At 63.8% G+C, this 16,084-nt stretch carries 14 protein-coding genes; 4 read left to right on the top strand and 10 right to left on the bottom strand.

Annotation, left to right across the window (positions count from 1 at the left end):
* The first annotated feature begins 31 nt into the window (after nt 1–31).
* On the top strand, nt 32–1,129 hold the full coding sequence (thiO, locus tag ACF8SD_RS23995) for a glycine oxidase ThiO (protein ID WP_392485045.1): 1,098 nt from the start codon (nt 32–34) through the stop codon (nt 1,127–1,129).
* A 249-nt stretch (nt 1,130–1,378) separates the two neighbouring features.
* Here the strand turns inward: thiO and ACF8SD_RS24000 are convergent, their stop codons facing one another.
* The 10 genes from ACF8SD_RS24000 to ACF8SD_RS24045 form a co-directional block, all read right to left on the bottom strand.
* Nucleotides 1,379–2,788, bottom strand: coding sequence for an amidase (locus ACF8SD_RS24000; RefSeq protein ID WP_392485046.1), 1,410 nt, complete (start codon nt 2,786–2,788; stop codon nt 1,379–1,381).
* A gap of 1 nt (nt 2,789) precedes the next feature.
* Nucleotides 2,790–4,067 carry a Zn-dependent hydrolase gene (locus tag ACF8SD_RS24005; protein WP_274411507.1) on the bottom strand — a complete coding sequence of 426 codons (1,278 nt, stop codon included), beginning with the start codon at nt 4,065–4,067 and terminating at the stop codon, nt 2,790–2,792.
* A 116-nt stretch (nt 4,068–4,183) separates the two neighbouring features.
* Nucleotides 4,184–4,879, bottom strand: a complete 696-nt coding sequence (locus ACF8SD_RS24010; RefSeq protein WP_009683015.1) for an ABC transporter ATP-binding protein — start codon at nt 4,877–4,879, stop codon at nt 4,184–4,186.
* Nucleotides 4,879–5,631, bottom strand: a complete 753-nt coding sequence (locus ACF8SD_RS24015; protein ID WP_054913584.1) for an ABC transporter ATP-binding protein — start codon at nt 5,629–5,631, stop codon at nt 4,879–4,881. The genes ACF8SD_RS24010 and ACF8SD_RS24015 overlap by 1 nt, the downstream gene beginning before the upstream one ends.
* Nucleotides 5,631–6,650 carry a branched-chain amino acid ABC transporter permease gene (locus ACF8SD_RS24020; protein ID WP_173887518.1) on the bottom strand — a complete coding sequence of 340 codons (1,020 nt, stop codon included), beginning with the start codon at nt 6,648–6,650 and terminating at the stop codon, nt 5,631–5,633. Before ACF8SD_RS24020 ends, ACF8SD_RS24015 begins: the two co-directional genes overlap by 1 nt.
* 1 nt (nt 6,651) lies before the next feature.
* Entirely contained in the window at nt 6,652–7,512 is an 861-nt protein-coding gene (locus ACF8SD_RS24025) for a branched-chain amino acid ABC transporter permease (RefSeq protein WP_029887332.1), read from the bottom strand.
* A gap of 65 nt (nt 7,513–7,577) precedes the next feature.
* Nucleotides 7,578–8,780, bottom strand: a complete 1,203-nt coding sequence (locus ACF8SD_RS24030) for an ABC transporter substrate-binding protein (protein ID WP_009683011.1) — start codon at nt 8,778–8,780, stop codon at nt 7,578–7,580.
* A gap of 90 nt (nt 8,781–8,870) precedes the next feature.
* A complete protein-coding gene (locus ACF8SD_RS24035) occupies nt 8,871–9,635 on the bottom strand; it encodes a FadR/GntR family transcriptional regulator (RefSeq protein WP_173887519.1) in 765 nt (254 codons plus the stop codon).
* A 183-nt stretch (nt 9,636–9,818) separates the two neighbouring features.
* Nucleotides 9,819–10,049 carry a PP0621 family protein gene (locus ACF8SD_RS24040; RefSeq protein ID WP_173887520.1) on the bottom strand — a complete coding sequence of 77 codons (231 nt, stop codon included), beginning with the start codon at nt 10,047–10,049 and terminating at the stop codon, nt 9,819–9,821.
* Nucleotides 10,050–10,300: 251 nt separating this feature from the next.
* Nucleotides 10,301–11,320 (bottom strand): outer membrane protein assembly factor BamD, encoded by a 1,020-nt coding sequence (locus ACF8SD_RS24045; protein WP_009683008.1) that lies wholly within the window; start codon nt 11,318–11,320, stop codon nt 10,301–10,303.
* Nucleotides 11,321–11,467: 147 nt separating this feature from the next.
* Here ACF8SD_RS24045 and rluD point away from each other — a divergent pair, with 147 nt between their 5' ends.
* From rluD to clpB, 3 genes are all read left to right on the top strand, one after another.
* Nucleotides 11,468–12,430, top strand: coding sequence for a 23S rRNA pseudouridine(1911/1915/1917) synthase RluD (gene rluD, locus ACF8SD_RS24050; protein WP_009683007.1), 963 nt, complete (start codon nt 11,468–11,470; stop codon nt 12,428–12,430).
* A complete protein-coding gene (gene pgeF, locus ACF8SD_RS24055) occupies nt 12,427–13,167 on the top strand; it encodes a peptidoglycan editing factor PgeF (protein WP_173887521.1) in 741 nt (246 codons plus the stop codon). The genes rluD and pgeF overlap by 4 nt, the downstream gene beginning before the upstream one ends.
* A gap of 172 nt (nt 13,168–13,339) precedes the next feature.
* Nucleotides 13,340–15,904 (top strand): ATP-dependent chaperone ClpB, encoded by a 2,565-nt coding sequence (gene clpB / locus ACF8SD_RS24060; protein WP_009683005.1) that lies wholly within the window; start codon nt 13,340–13,342, stop codon nt 15,902–15,904.
* Nucleotides 15,905–16,084 lie beyond the last annotated feature (180 nt).

A 16,084-nucleotide genomic window follows, 5' to 3' on the forward strand; every position in this document is an offset into this window, starting at 1 on the left:
CGCGGTTTTACTTCAGGTGTTGGATCGACAGATGAGCAAGCGAGTAGTGGTGGTTGGCGGCGGGGTGATCGGCCTGTTGACGGCGTTCAACCTGGCGGCCAAGGTCGGCCATGTGGTGGTGTGCGATCAGGGCGAGGTCGGCCGTGAGTCGTCGTGGGCCGGTGGCGGCATCGTTTCGCCGCTGTACCCGTGGCGCTACAGCCCGGCAGTGACTGCCCTGGCGCACTGGTCACAGGACTTTTATCCGCAGTTGGGCGAACGCTTGTTCGCCAGCACTGGTGTCGACCCCGAAGTGCACACCACTGGCCTGTACTGGCTGGACCTGGATGACGAAGCTCAAGCGCTGGCCTGGGCCGAGCGCGAACAGCGGCCGTTGAGTGCGGTGGATATCTCGGCAGCCTATGACGCGGTGCCGGTACTGGGCCCGGGTTTCAAGCGCGCCATCTACATGGCGGGCGTGGCCAATGTGCGCAACCCGCGCCTGGTGAAATCGCTGAAGGCGGCGTTGCTGGCAATGCCGAACGTGACTTTGCGCGAGCACTGCCAGATCACCGGTTTCGCCCAGCAAGGCGGGCGTGTGGCCGGGGTGCAGACGGCCGACGGTGTGCTGGCGGCGGATGAGGTGGTGCTCAGTGCTGGCGCCTGGAGTGGCGACCTGTTGGCTACGCTTGGCCTGGCGCTCCCGGTGGAGCCAGTGAAGGGCCAGATGATTCTGTTCAAATGTGCCGAAGCCTTCCTGCCGAGCATGGTGCTGGCCAAGGGGCGCTATGCGATCCCGCGGCGTGATGGGCACATTCTGGTGGGCAGTACGCTTGAGCATGCCGGGTATGACAAGACCCCGACCGGGGATGCGCTGCAGAGCCTGAAGGCTTCGGCGGTGGAGTTGTTGCCTGAGCTGGAAGGGGCCACCGTGGTGGCGCACTGGGCCGGGCTGCGGCCGGGGTCGCCTGAGGGCATTCCGTATATCGGGCCGGTGCCGGGGCATGCGGGGTTGTGGCTGAACTGCGGGCACTACCGGAACGGGTTGGTGCTGGCGCCGGCTTCGTGCCAGCTGTTCACCGATTTGCTGACCGGTGCCGAACCGATCATCGACCCGGCGCCCTATGCCCCAGCGGGGCGTTTGGGCTGAGAATGCCGGGGCCGCTGTGCGGCCCTATCGCAGGCAAGCCAGCTCCCACAGGTATTGCACAAGGCTCAAGGGCAGTACAGGTATTTCACAAGGCTCAAGGGCAGTACAGGTATTTCACAAGGCCCAAGGGCAGTACAGGTATTTCACAAGACTCAAGGGCAGTACAGGTATTGCACAAGGCTCAAGGCCTGCGAGGTACCTGTGGGAGCTGGCTTGCCTGCGATGAGGCAGGGGAGGCCAGTAGCGATATCAGCCTGTAATCGGCGCCTGTAAATGCCGGCTTGGGTAATGCTGCTCATACACCTTGCACACCCGCAGCACCTGATCATCGGCAAAACGCCCGGCCACGACCTGAAGCCCCACCGGCAAGCCTTCGCGGGTGAACCCGCAAGGCACCGATGCTGCGGGTTGTTGGGTCAGGTTGAAGGGGTAGCTGAACGGCGTCCATTCCATCCATTGCGCCATCCCCGACCCAGGCGGCACGTTGTGCCCGGCCTCGAACGCCACCAGCGGCAGCATCGGCGAAACCAGCACGTCATAGCGCTGGTGGAAGGCATTCATCTTCGCAATCAACTCCGCCCGTGCCTCCAGCGCTTGGGTGTATTCGCTCAGGCTGATGCGAGCCCCCTGTTCGGCAATCCAGCGCAGCCCAGGGTCAAGCAGCGCTCGCTGCTCATCACTCAACGCACTGGCCAGCCGCGCTGCACCTGCAAACCACAGGGTATTGAACGTTTCCAGCGGGTCGCTGAAGCCGGGGTCCACTTCTTCGACCTGCGCACCCAGCCGGGCCAGGCGCTGTACCGCTTGCGCCACCAGCGCCTCGATCTGCGGGTCGACCTGCACGTAACCAAAATTGGCACTGTAGGCGATGCGCAGACCATTCAGGTCTTGCTGCTGGCCCAGCCACGGAGCCTGTCGTGGCGCACCGGCCAGCCCGTCACGTGGATCGGGGCGGGCGACACAGTCGAGCATCAGCACCGCGTCGTCCACCGTGCGCGTCATCGGCCCCAGGTGCGACAGTACGGTCATGGCACTGGCCGGCCATTGCGGCACATAGCCAAACGTGGGCTTGATGCCGAAGGTGCCGGTAAAGGCGCAGGGTATGCGGATGGAGCCCCCGGCATCGCTGCCCTGGTGCAGTACGCCCAGGTTCAATGCGGCAGCGGCGGCGGCACCACCCGACGAGCCACCGGCAGTCAGCCGTGTGTTCCAGGGATTACGGGTGATGCCGTACAGCGGGTTGTCGGTTACGCCTTTCCAGCCGAACTCGGGGGTAGTGGTCTTGCCCACCAAGACTGCACCGGCCTCACGCATGAAGGCGCTGAAGGGGGCATCGACCTCCCATGGCCCGGCCGCAGACGTGGTGCGCGACCCTTTGCGGGTGGGCATGCCACGGGTCAGGGTCAGGTCCTTGATCGAGGCGGGTAGGCCATCGAGCCGGCCACAAGGCTCGCCCCGTTGCCAGCGTTGTTCGCTGCCCCGTGCAGCGGCGCGTGCGCTTTCGCCGTCGACGTGGCAATAGGCGTTGACCGCCGGGTTGTGCTGGTCGATGCGCGCCAGCACATCGTCGACCACCTCCACAGGCGACAACTGGCGGCGCTGGTACAGTTCGAGCAGTTCGGCAGCGGTGAACTCGCCAATCGCGGTTTTCTGAGGCATTTCAGCAGGCTCCTGGGTTGGCGGCCTGGAACATGGCGCGCAGCAACACGTCGCAACCATCGGCCAGGTCCTGCGGCGCGGCATTTTCGATTTCGTTGTGGCTGATGCCGCCTTCGCACGGTACGAATATCATCCCGGCCGGGCCCAGCTCGGCGAGGAAAATCGCATCGTGGCCGGCACCACTGACAATATCCATGTGGCTCAGGCCCAGCGCATGCGCCCCTTGGCGCACGGCATCCACGCACTGCTCGGCGAAGTACAACGGCGGGAAGTCGGCCGTCGGGGTGAGCTGCCAGGCAAGGCCGTGTGCCGTTGCGCTGGTTTCGATGGCCGTGCGCACTTCACTGACCATGGCAGCGAGGTGCCCAGGGTCGAGGTGGCGCAGGTCGATGGTCATGTGCACTTGGCCGGGGATGACGTTGCGCGAGCCCGGGTGCAGGGTCAGGCAGCCTACCGTGCCGCAGGCATGCGGCTGGTGGGCGTGGGCAACACGGTTGACCGCAGCCACGACCTCGGCGGCACCGACCAGCGCATCCTTGCGCAAGTGCATGGGGGTAGGGCCTGCATGTGCTTCTACACCGGTCAGCACCAGGTCGAACCATTTCTGCCCCAGGCAGCCCTGGACCACGCCGATGGTCGTGCGCTGGTCTTCCAGTATCGGGCCTTGCTCGATATGCGCTTCGAAGTAGGCACCCACGGCATGCCCGGTAGGTACGCGCGGGCCGGCATAGCCGATGCGCTGCAGCTCGGCCCCCACCGACAGGCCCTGGTCATCGACCTTGTCCAGGGTCTGCTGCAGGTCGAACTTACCGGCGAATACCCCAGAACCCATCATGCACGGTGGAAAGCGCGAGCCTTCTTCATTGGTCCACACCACCACTTCCAGTGGGGCTTCGGTGGTCAGCTTCAAGTCGTTGAGGGTGCGCATGACTTCGAGGCCGGCCATGACCCCGTAGCAGCCATCGAACTTGCCACCGGTGGGCTGGGTGTCGATGTGGCTGCCAGTCATGACCGGCGGCAGGGCCGGGTTGCGACCGGGGCGGCGGGCAAAGATGTTGCCGATGGCGTCGACGCTGACGGTGCAGCCGGCTTCTTCGCACCAGCGTACGAACAGGTCGCGGGCCTGGCGGTCAAGGTCGGTCAGGGCCAGGCGGCACACACCGCCCTTGGCGGTGGCGCCGAGTTGGGCCAGGTCCATCAGCGATTGCCAGAGGCGTTCGCGGCTGACCAGTGGGCCCTGGGCAAGCAGGTGCTGCGGGGGATCGATGCGGGTGTTCATGGTTCATCTCTCCTGAAAGTATCGGGTTGCTGGTACCGGCCTCTTCGCGGGCTTGCCCGCTCCCACAGGTCCTGCGTAGTCCTCAGAAGAGGCCGGTACAGAAAAGCAGGTATGAATCAGGCACTCAGGGCCAGATAACGGTTCTTGATACTCGGGTCCTCACGGAACTGCGCCGCACTGCCCTGGTAGGCAACCCGACCCTGCTCCAGCACGTAGTGGCGATCTGCAAGGGCATCGCAGACCATCAGGTTCTGCTCCACCAGCAGGATCGACAGCCCTTCGTCCTTGATGCGCCGTAGAATCTTCACCAGCTCGTCGACAATCACCGGCGCCAGACCTTCAGTCGGTTCATCAAGGATCAGCAGCTTGGGCCCGTTGAGCAGGGCGCGGGCGATGGCCAGCATCTGCTGCTCGCCACCGGACAACGCGAAGCCACCGTTACGGCGCCGCTCCTTCAGCCGCGGAAACATGCTGTACACGTCCTCCAGCTGCCAGCGGCTGGTCTTGCGCACGGCGATCTTCAGGTTCTCCTCGACACTGAGCTGGCGGAAAATGCCGCGGTGCTCTGGCACCAGGGCAATGCCCAGCCGGGCAATGTCGAAGATTTCGCGGCCGACCAACTGTTGGCCGTTGAAGCTGATCTGCCCCTGTCGAGGGCGAACGATGCCAAGAATGCTGCGCAAGGTGGTGGTCTTGCCGGCACCGTTGCGCCCAAGCAGTGTGACCAGTTCGCCTGCCTCGACCTTGAGCGAGACGCCTTCGAGCACATGGCTCTTGTCGTAGTAGGAATGGATCGAATCGACGTTGAGCATCAGGCGGCCTCACCAAGGTAGGCAGTGCGCACGCGCTCGTCGTTGCGCACCTGTTCAGGGGTACCCTCGACCAGGATCTGGCCGTGGCTCATTACCGTGATGCGCTGGCTGATCGACATGACGATGCTCATGTTGTGCTCGATCAACAGCACGGTATGGTCACGGCCCAGGTCGCTGATCAGGTCGGTCATGACCGGGATGTCATCAATGCCCATGCCCGAAGTGGGTTCGTCGAGCATCAGCAGGGTAGGCTTGGCGCAGATGGACATGCCCACTTCCAGCACCCGCTGCTGGCCGTGCGAAAGCTCGCCCGCGAGGGTGTTGGCGCGGCCAGTCAGCTGCAGGCGCTCCAGTACCTGGTCGGCGGTGTCCCAGTGGCTGCGCTTGTGCTCGACGCTACGCCAGAAGTTCAGCGCGCCCAGGCCATCGCGGCCCTGGGCCGCCAGGCGCAGGTTCTCGCGTACCGACAGGTTCTGGAACAGGCTGGTGAGCTGAAAAGAACGCGCCATGCCCAGTGCCACACGGCCGTGGGACGGCTTGCGGACGATGTCCTGGCCATTGAACAGGATCTTGCCCGCGGTGGCCTGGCGCTCACCGGTCAGGCAGTGGAACAGGCTGGTCTTGCCGGCGCCGTTGGGCCCGATAACGGTGTGAATGGTGCCGGCGCGCACGTTGAGGTCCACGCCCGCGACCGCCTTGAACGGCCCGTATGCCAGCTCCAGCTGGCAGGTTTGCAGGAGGTAGTCGCTCATCACAAGGTCTCCTTGGTCTTGGCCTGGGGTTTGTCATGGGGGGCACGGCTAGCCAGCAGGCGCTTGGCCAGTTCGGTAAGGCCGCCCCACAGCCCACCGCGCATGAACACCACGACCAGGATCAGGATCACCCCCAGCAGCATCAGCCAGCGTGGCCACAGTTCGGACAGCACATCGCCCAACAGCACGATGGCACCGGCCCCCAGCAGCGAGCCGAACAGCGAGCCGGTACCGCCGACGATGGTCATGATCAGAATGTTCTCGCTCATCATCAGGTCGATGTTCGACAGCGGCGCAAAATGCAGCAGCATGGCGTACAGCGCCCCGGCAATCCCGGTGATGGCGCCCGACAGCATGAACACCAGGATCTTGAAATGGCGGGTGTCATAGCCGATGGCAGCAGCGCGGGTCTCGTTCTCGCGGATGGCCAGCAAGGTGCTGCCGAACGGCGAGCGGATGACCCGCAAGGCGCCGGCAAAGATCAGCAGGAACAGCACGGCGACAAACACATAGAAGTGCCGCGGGTCGGCCAGGTCGACCAGCACATGGCCGGCGATCTCGATGTTCGGCCGTGGTACGTCGAGCAGGCCGTTGTCGCCGCCGGTCCAGCCACTGAGGGTATAGGCCAGGAAGTAGGCCATCTGGCTGAAGGCCAAGGTCAGCATGACGAAGTAGATGCCCGTGCGGCGTATGGCCAGGGCCCCCACCAGCAGCGCGAGGAAGGCGCCGAATACAGCGGCGCCAAGCAGCGCGGCGAACATGCCCCACTGCAGGTGGATCATCAGCAATGCCGCGCCATAGGCGCCCACACCAAAAAAGATGCCTTGGCCGAACGACAGCAGGCCGGTGTAGCCCAGCAACAGGTTGCAGGCCAGCGCGGCCAGGGCAAAGATCAGGATTTCAGTGGCCAGGGTGGCCGATGGCAGCAGCAACGGCAGCGCCACCAGGCTGGCGACCACCAGCAACAGCAGTGCCGGGGCACGGCCCTTGGCGACTGGCAAAGGGTTTTTTTCACTCATCTCAGGCTCTCCCGAACAGGCCATACGGACGCACCAGGATCACCGCCGCCATGGCGCCGTAGATCATCAGGCTGGCGCCTTGTGGCCACAGGCTGGTCATCATGCTTTGCACCACACCCACCAACAGGCCGCCGACCAGCGCACCGCCAAAAGAGCCCATGCCGCCGATCACCACCACCACGAAGGCGATGCCGAGGATTTCCGGGCCGACGAAGGGCTGGGCCCCGCGCAGCGGCGCGAACAGCACACCGGCCACGCCGGCCAGGCCTACGCCCAAGGCGAATGTCAGGGAGAACAGGCGGAAGATATTGGTACCCAGCAGCGACACGGTTTCGGTGCTCTCGCTGCCGGCCCGCACCAGGGCGCCGAAGCGGGTGCGCTCCAGCAGCAGCCACAGGCCAACGCCGATCAGTGCGGCGAAACCGATCAGGAACAGGCGGTAGTACGGGTAGATGAAATCACCCAGGATCAACACCCCGCGCAGCTCGGGCGGCACGGCGATGTTCTTGCCCACGGGGCCCCAGATCAGCACCGAGGCTTCCTGGATGATCAGGGCGATGCCAAGGGTGACGAGGATCTGGAAGGTGTGTGGCAGGTGATAGATGCGTTTGATCAGCAGGCGCTCGACCGCCCAGGCCAGGGCGGCCACCACCAGGGGGGCGATCAGCAGCGCCAGCCAGAAGCTGCCGGTGATGGCCACGGCGGTGTAGCACAGGTAGGCGCCAAGCAGAAAGAACGCACCATGGGCGAAGTTGACGAAATTGAGCAAGCCGAAAATGATCGTCAGGCCTACGGCGATGAGGAAGTAGATCATCCCCAGGCCCAGGCCGTTGAGCAGTTGGAACAGGTACAAATCGAGCATGAGCGTGCCCTCGACAGCGCGCGGCGCGGCTGCCTGTACGAGTGTGAGTGACTAACGCCGCGGCTTCAGGCCAAGGCGCAACCGGTGTGGTCGGGCTCGACGAACGAGCGGCCCGAGCTGATGACTTCGGCCAAGTCGTCTTCGTCGCGCATCTGCCCTTGGGGCTTGCCGCGCAGCAGGTAGTAATCCTTGAGCACCTGGTGGTCGCCCGGGCGGATCAGCTCGTCGCCGGTCGGCCCCTGGAAACGCATGCCCTGCAGTGCTGCAGAGACGGCGGCACCGTCCAGGCTACCGGCCTTGACGATGGCTTCGAGCATGACCTTGGTGCCGATATAGTCGGCGGCCAGCGGGTAGTTGGGGTTGATGCCGTAGGCCTTGCGGGTGGCGGCAACCAGTTGCTGGTTCAGCGGCGTATCCACCTGGTGCCAGTACTGCGCGCCCAGGTACACGCCTTCGAGCACGTCGCTGCCCAGCTCCTGGAACTGGTCAAGGCCGGCTGACCACACCATCAGCACTTTCATACGGTCCTTGATGCCGAAGTTGACCGCCTGGCGCAGCGCGTTGGAGGCCTGGCTGCCGAAGTTGAGCAGCACCAGCACGTCGGGTTTGGCCGCGATGGCATTGGTGAGGTAACCCGAGAATTCCTGCTCTTGCAGCGAGTGATAGCTGTTGCCGATATGTTCCACGCCCTGCTCGGCGAAGACTTTGCGGGCGTTGTCCAGCAGCGCGTCACCGAACACGTATTGTGGGGTGATGGTGTACCAGCGCTTGGCCTGCGGGAGTTGGCGAATCATCGGCACCAGGGTTTCGCGGATGGCGCCGTAAGTCGGCACCGACCAGCGGAAGGTCGAGGCGTTGCAATCCTTGCCGGTGATTTCGTCGGCGCCCACCGGGGTCATGAACACGCCACCGGCCTTGTGTATTTCCTTGGAAACCGCCAGCGCGGAAGACGACAAGGTGCAGCCCTGGAAGAAACGGGCGCCATCCTGGCCAATGGCCTCCTGGACCTTGCGCACGGCCTTGCCGGCGTTGCCTTCGGTGTCGATGACTTTGTACTTGAGCGGGCGCCCCAGCAACTGCGGGTATTCGGCGATGGCCAGGCGCGAGCCCATGTCGGCGTACTTGCCGTAGCTGGCGAAGGCACCCGACATGGACTTGAGCCCATAGAAGGTCAACGGTTGATCGGCGAATGCCCGGTGTGCTCCCAAGGGGAGGCTACCGAAGGCACCCAGGGCAAGGCCTGCCTTGAGCAGGGTACGTCTTTGCATGAGTAACTCCTTGGTTGTGGTTATTAGGCAGGAGTGGCAATGACAAAGCGGGTACGGCCGGGCCTGTGAGCAGGCCTCTTTCCAGGCGGATCAGTGGTGGTGGTTGAACTCCAGCAGGAAGTGGCGGGCGACCTCGCCCTCCAGTGCGGTCATGTGGTGTTCGGCGTCGCACATGTGCTCGTGCATCAGCCGGCGTACGCTGGGCTCGTCACTGGCGCGCAGGGCGCTGAGCAGTTGTTTGTGGTAGTCGATGTTGGCTGCGGCGAACTGCTGGCGCTTGGGCAGGTAGGCCTTTTTCAGCACCACCAGGTCGCGCAGCAGGTCGTTGAGGAACACCGCCATGAAGCGCAGCAACGGGTTGGGGCAGCGGTGGGCCAGCAGGGTGTGGAACTCCAGCTCTGCCAGGCGCTGTTCGCGCTGGCCCTCTTCGCTGTCTTCCGGCGCACTGCAGAAGTCGATGTTGGCCTCAAGCGCGGCATAGTCCGCTTCGCTCAGCTGGCCCATTACCGACACTGCCAACTCGACCTCGATGACTTTGCGCAGTTGGTACACCTGCTCGCCGTCCAGGTGCTGAAAGTGCAGGTAGTTGCGCAGCGCTCGGCTGGCGGGCTCGATGCCCACCTCGGCCAGGTAGGCACCCCCGGCAGGGCCGGTGCGGGTGCTGACCAGGCCTTCTACCTCAAGTGCCTTGAGTGCCTCGCGGGCAGTGCCCTTGGAGCACTCGAAGTGTTCCATCAGCTCACGCTCGGTGGGCAGGCGGTCGCCGGGGTGCAGCGCTTCGGTGACGATCGAGCGCTTGACCGATTCGACGATCACATCCGACAGCTTTTGGCGCTTGCGTTTGGGTTTGAGCATTTCGCTATTTTTCATATTTATGCGGATAAATAGGATTTAGCGAGTTTTGCCGGGGTGGGTCAATGCTGGAGGAGGGGAGGGGGTCGTATTTGGTGTGAAAGGGTCGGGGAGGGATATGTGAAGCGGTGAATTGACTGCAGCCCCTGTGGGTGCGGGTAAACCCGCTCTCACAGGGCTCTTTGCTTAGCCTTGGCGGCCAGGACCTTGCTGCAGGTGGGCCTGGCTGCAATACCACTCATTGCCCTGCCGCAGCGCCCGATCGTTGGGCAGGTGCACGCCGCAACGGGCGCAGCGCACCATCTTCAGCGGCGCATCGAGCTTGGCTTCGGGGCGCGACTGCTGGCTGATTTTGAATTTGCGCCACAGCCAGAACGCGGCGGCGATCAGGGCGATCCAGAAAAGTAGGCGAACCATGGTGTCCAGCTTGTTGATTGAAGAAGCCGTCAGTCTAGGATGCAGCCAATAAAAAAGGGAGGCCCAAGGCCTAATGCCAGTCAGTTAAGTCATTTGGGGCCGCTTTGCGACCCTTCGCGGGCACGCCCGCTCCCACAGGGGATCGCGCATCTCTTGAGTTCAGCGCCAAACGTGTGGGAGCGGGCATGCCCGCGAAGGGCTGCAAAGCAGCCCCAGTAACGCAAGGCCTCCCTTTCATTTACCGCGGTCGGTCAATCGAACAGACCAAAGGTCATGTAGCTGAACCAGGACCGGTCTTTCTCGGCCTCTTTCGGGCCCTCGGGCACGATCGGGTCGCCGTTTTCATCTTTTGGCAGCAGCTCTTGCGGCATCTCGTCGCGCGCGTCCTGGAACTGCTTGACCACGTCCTGGTTGGCGCGGGTTTCGCCCGGCGGCAGCGGCGTGTCGGTCTCGATCAGGCCCAGGGTGGCCTTGGACAGCCAGCCGCGGCCGTCAGACTCGGTCTGCTTGGGCTGGAACTCGCCATCGACCAGGCTCGGGTGGTCTGGGTAGTTGAGCTTGAGGGTTTCCAGGCTGGTGGCGGCCAGTTCGTCCAGGTGCATCTTCTGGTACGACTCGACCATTACTGCCAGGCCGTCGCCGACCGAGGGGGTTTCCTGGAAGTTCTCGACCACGTAGCGGCCACGGTTGGCGGCAGCTACGTAAGCCTGGCGGCTCAGGTAATAGTCGGCCACGTGGATTTCGTACGACGCCAGCAGGTTGCGCAGGTAGATCATGCGCTGCTTGGCATCGGGCGCGTAGCGGCTGTTGGGGAAGCGGCTGGTCAGTTGGGCGAACTCGTTGTACGAGTCGCGTGCAGCACCCGGGTCACGCTTGGTCATGTCCAGCGGCAGGAAGCGCGCCAGCAGGCCACGGTCCTGGTCGAACGAGGTCAGGCCCTTGAGGTAGTAGGCGTAGTCCACGTTCGGGTGCTGCGGGTGCAGGCGAATGAAGCGCTCGGCAGCCGACTTGGCCGCCTCGGGCTCGGCGTTCTTGTAGTTGGCGTAGATCAGCTCGAGCTGCGCCTGGTCGGCATAACGGCCGAACGGGTAGCGCGACTCCAGGGCCTTGAGCTTGTTCACGGCGCTGGTGTAGCTGGAGTTGTCCAGATCAGCCTGGGCCTGCTGGTACAGCTCGGCCTCGCTGAGGTTCTCGTCGATGACTTCCTTATTCGAGGAACAGGCCGCGGTGAGCCCAAGGATGGCGATCAGCAGCAGGTGTTTCACTTGCATGGCGGCTTGCGTCCCTTTGACGGCCGCTGTTTTGGGCGGTGCCGTCCTGTTATGATGAGCGCCCCGGCCAACCCCGGGACAAAAGAAGCCGTATTTAACCACAAGCTCGCAGCCGAAACCAAAGGCTGTGCGCCCGCCGAATCGAGCATGTCCGAGATCATTCAACTTAGCGCAGAGGTCCCGTCCGAATTGGGCGGCCAACGCCTCGACCAGGTCGCCGCCCAATTGTTCGCCGAGTACTCGCGTTCGCGGCTAACTTCGTGGATCAAAGAGGGCCGCCTGACGGTCGATGGTGCCGTCGTGCGCCCTCGCGACCTCGTTCACGGTGGCTCCCAGCTTGCCCTGCAGGCCGAACAGGAAGCCCAGGGTGAGTGGGTAGCAGAAGATATCGAACTGGATATCGTCTACGAAGACGACCACATCATGGTCATCAACAAGCCCGCCGGGCTGGTCGTGCACCCGGCTGCCGGGCACGCCAGCGGCACCCTGCTCAATGCGCTGCTGCACCACGTGCCAGACATCGTCAACGTACCGCGTGCGGGTATCGTTCACCGCCTGGACAAGGACACCACCGGTCTGATGGTGGTCGCCAAGACCCTGCAGGCGCAGACCAAGCTGGTCGAGCAGATGCAGGCGCGCAAGGTCAGCCGCATTTATGAGTGCATCGTCATCGGGGTGGTCACCGCCGGTGGCAAGATCGACGCCCCGATCGGTCGCCACGGCGGCATGCGCCAGCGCATGGCGGTCACCGACGGCGGCAAGCCAGCCGTCAGCCACTACCGGGTGCTAAAGCGCTTCCGCTCGCACACCCATGTACGGGTCAAGCTGGAAACCGGCCGCACCCACCAGATCCGCGTGCACATGGCCCATGTCGGCTTTCCGCTGGTCGGCGACCAGACCTACGGTGGCCGCTTCCGCATTCCGCCGGCTGCCAGCCCAACCATGGTCGAGGCAGTGAAAAGCTTCCCGCGCCAGGCGCTGCACGCGCGGTTCCTTGCCTTGGCCCACCCGATCACCGGTGAGGTCATGAAGTGGGAGTCGCCACTGCCTGACGACTTCGTCTGGTTGCTGTCGCTGCTCAACCAGGACCGTGAGAGCTTCATCGGATGAGTGACCTGGCGCAGACGCTGCTGTTTCCCGACTGGCCGGCCCCGGCCTCGGTACGCGCCTGTGTCACCACCCGTCAGGGCGGTGTGAGCCTGCCGCCCTACGCCACGTTCAACCTGGGTGACCATGTGGGGGATGACCCTGCCGCGGTTGCCGAAAACCGTCGCCGCCTGCGCGAGCAGTTCGCCATCCAGCCAGCCTGGCTCAAGCAGGTGCATGGGCTGGAGGTGGCGGATGCCAACCCGGCCGTGGTAGCCGAGGCCGATGCCAGCTGCACCAGCCAGCCCGGCATTGCCTGCACCGTGATGACGGCCGACTGCCTGCCTGTACTGTTCTGTGACCGTGCGGGCACCCGCGTGGCGGCGGCGCATGCGGGCTGGCGCGGGCTGGCGGGTGGCGTGCTGGAAGCCACCCTCGACCGCCTGGCGCTGGCGCCCCAGGAGGCGCTGGTGTGGCTGGGGCCGGCGATCGGGCCCAAGGCCTTCGAAGTGGGGCTGGAAGTGCGCGATGCCTTTACTGCCGTGCACCCTGCAGCGGCCCGGGCTTTTGTCGAGGGCGGGCGGCCAGGTAAGCTGATGGCAGACATCTACGAATTGGCGCGCATTCGCCTGGCGGCCCGTGGGGTATCGGCTGTTTATGGCGGTGGCTGGTGCACGGTCAGTGACGAGCGGTTTTTCTCTTACCGCCGTACGCCGCAGGGTGGCCGCTTCGCTTCGCTGGTGTGGTTGCAGCCGCTCTAGCCTTGATGGGCACCCCCTGCCCCAAGCGCTAATCCAACCTGTTGATCCCGGTCAACCCCGCTACGCTTGAATCTTCCAGAATCAGCCTTATCTATAAAGGCATCTCAGGCAGGTTTCTTTATAAACAGGCGCTGTCCATCGCTCCGACCTGCCCTTTAAAGGAAGGTACACCATGCGAATAGACCGTTTGACCAGCAAGCTGCAACTTGCAATATCCGATGCCCAATCCCTGGCCGTAGGCATGGACCACCCTGCCATCGAGCCTGTGCACCTGTTGCAGGCATTGCTCGAACAGCAGGGCGGCTCGATCAAGCCACTGCTGATGCAAGTGGGCTTCGATATCAATAGCCTGCGCCAGGCACTGGTGAAAGAACTCGACCAGCTGCCGAAAATCCAGAACCCCACCGGCGACGTGAACATGTCGCAGGACTTGGCGCGCCTGCTCAACCAGGCCGACCGCCTGGCCCAGCAAAAGGGCGACCAGTTCATTTCCAGCGAGCTGGTGCTGCTGGCCGCCATGGATGAGAACAGCAAGCTGGGCAAGTTGCTGCTCAGCCAGGGTGTCAGCAAAAAGGCCCTGGAAAATGCCATCAACAACCTGCGCGGTGGCGCGGCGGTGAATGACGCCAACGCCGAAGAGTCGCGCCAGGCGCTGGACAAGTACACCGTCGACCTGACCAAGCGTGCCGAAGAAGGCAAGCTGGACCCGGTCATTGGCCGTGACGACGAAATCCGCCGTACGGTCCAAGTGCTGCAACGCCGTACCAAGAATAACCCGGTGCTGATCGGCGAACCCGGCGTGGGCAAGACCGCCATCGCCGAGGGCCTGGCCCAGCGCATCATCAATGGCGAAGTGCCGGACGGCCTGAAAGGCAAACGCCTGCTGGCGCTGGACATGGGCGCGCTGATTGCGGGTGCCAAGTACCGCGGTGAGTTCGAGGAGCGCCTGAAAGGGCTGCTGAACGAGCTGTCCAAGCAGGAAGGCCAGATCATTCTGTTCATCGACGAACTGCACACCATGGTTGGCGCCGGCAAGGGCGAGGGTGCCATGGACGCAGGCAACATGCTCAAGCCGGCCCTGGCCCGTGGCGAACTGCACTGCGTGGGCGCCACTACGCTGAACGAGTACCGCCAGTTCATCGAGAAAGACGCCGCCCTGGAGCGCCGCTTCCAGAAAGTGCTGGTAGAGGAACCGAGCGAAGAAGACACCATCGCCATCCTGCGTGGCCTGAAAGAACGCTATGAAGTGCACCACAAGGTGGCCATCACCGACGGTGCCATTATCGCTGCGGCCAAACTCAGCCACCGCTACATCACCGACCGTCAGTTGCCGGACAAGGCCATTGACCTGATCGACGAAGCGGCCAGCCGCATCCGCATGGAGATCGACTCCAAGCCGGAAGTGCTCGACCGCCTCGATCGCCGCCTGATCCAGTTGAAAGTGGAATCGCAGGCGCTGAAGAAGGAAGAAGACGAGGCGGCGAAAAAGCGCCTGGAGAAGCTGACCGAAGAAATCGAACGGCTGGAGCGCGAGTATTCCGACCTGGAAGAAATCTGGGCTTCGGAGAAAGCCGAAGTACAGGGCTCGGCGCAGATCCAGCAAAAGATCGAGCAGGCCCGCCAGGAGCTGGAGGCTGCCCGCCGCAAGGGCGACCTCAGCCGCATGGCCGAGCTGCAGTACGGGGTTATCCCGGACCTGGAGCGCAGCCTGCAGATGGTCGACCAGCACGGCAAGACCGAGAACCAGTTGCTGCGCAACAAGGTGACCGAGGAAGAGATTGCCGAGGTGGTGTCGAAGTGGACCGGTATTCCGGTATCCAAGATGCTGGAGGGCGAGCGCGAAAAACTGCTGAAAATGGAAGCGTTGCTGCACCAGCGCGTGATCGGGCAGGGCGAAGCGGTAACCGCCGTGGCCAACGCTGTGCGCCGCTCACGTGCCGGGTTGTCCGACCCCAACCGGCCAAGTGGTTCGTTCCTGTTCCTGGGCCCTACCGGTGTGGGCAAGACCGAGCTGTGCAAGGCACTGGCCGAGTTCCTGTTTGACACCGAAGAGGCCATGGTCCGCATCGACATGTCCGAGTTCATGGAGAAACACTCCGTGGCTCGCCTGATTGGTGCGCCACCCGGGTACGTAGGGTACGAAGAGGGCGGTTACCTGACCGAGGCGGTACGGCGCAAGCCCTACTCGGTGGTGCTGCTGGACGAGGTGGAGAAGGCTCACCCGGATGTGTTCAACGTGTTGCTGCAGGTGCTGGAAGACGGCCGCCTGACCGACAGCCACGGGCGCACCGTGGACTTCCGCAATACGGTGATCGTGATGACCTCCAACCTGGGCTCGGCACAGATCCAGGAGCTGGTCGGCGACCGCGAGGCACAGCGTGCGGCAGTGATGGATGCAGTAGGGGCGCACTTCCGTCCGGAGTTCATTAACCGTATCGACGAAGTGGTGGTATTCGAGCCGCTGGGCCGCGAGCAAATTGCCGGCATTACCGAGATACAGCTGGGCCGCCTGCGCAGCCGCCTGCTGGAGCGCGAGTTGTCGCTGAGCCTGAGCCCGGAAGCGTTGGACAAGCTGATCGCCGTGGGTTATGACCCTGTCTACGGTGCCCGCCCGCTGAAACGAGCGATCCAGCGCTGGATCGAAAACCCGCTGGCGCAATTGATCCTGGCAGGCAAGTTCATGCCGGGTACCGCGATCACTGCCAAGGTGGAAGGCGACGAAATCGTCTTTGGCTGACCTGCTTCACCATGAGCCCCGCGTTTGCGGGGCTTTTTTTGCCTGGCTGCCTGCGCTGGCCTGTTAGCGGGTCATACATTTACCTGCAGCCTTGAAGCCTGCGCACAACCCTGTAGGAGCGGGTTCACCCGCGAAGAAGCCGGCACCGCCCCAGCAAATCCGGGCTTTCCCAGCCTGCCT

Origin of the sequence: Pseudomonas sp. CJQ_9, assembly GCF_043106615.1 — a bacterium.
GTDB lineage: Bacteria > Pseudomonadota > Gammaproteobacteria > Pseudomonadales > Pseudomonadaceae > Aquipseudomonas > Aquipseudomonas juntendi.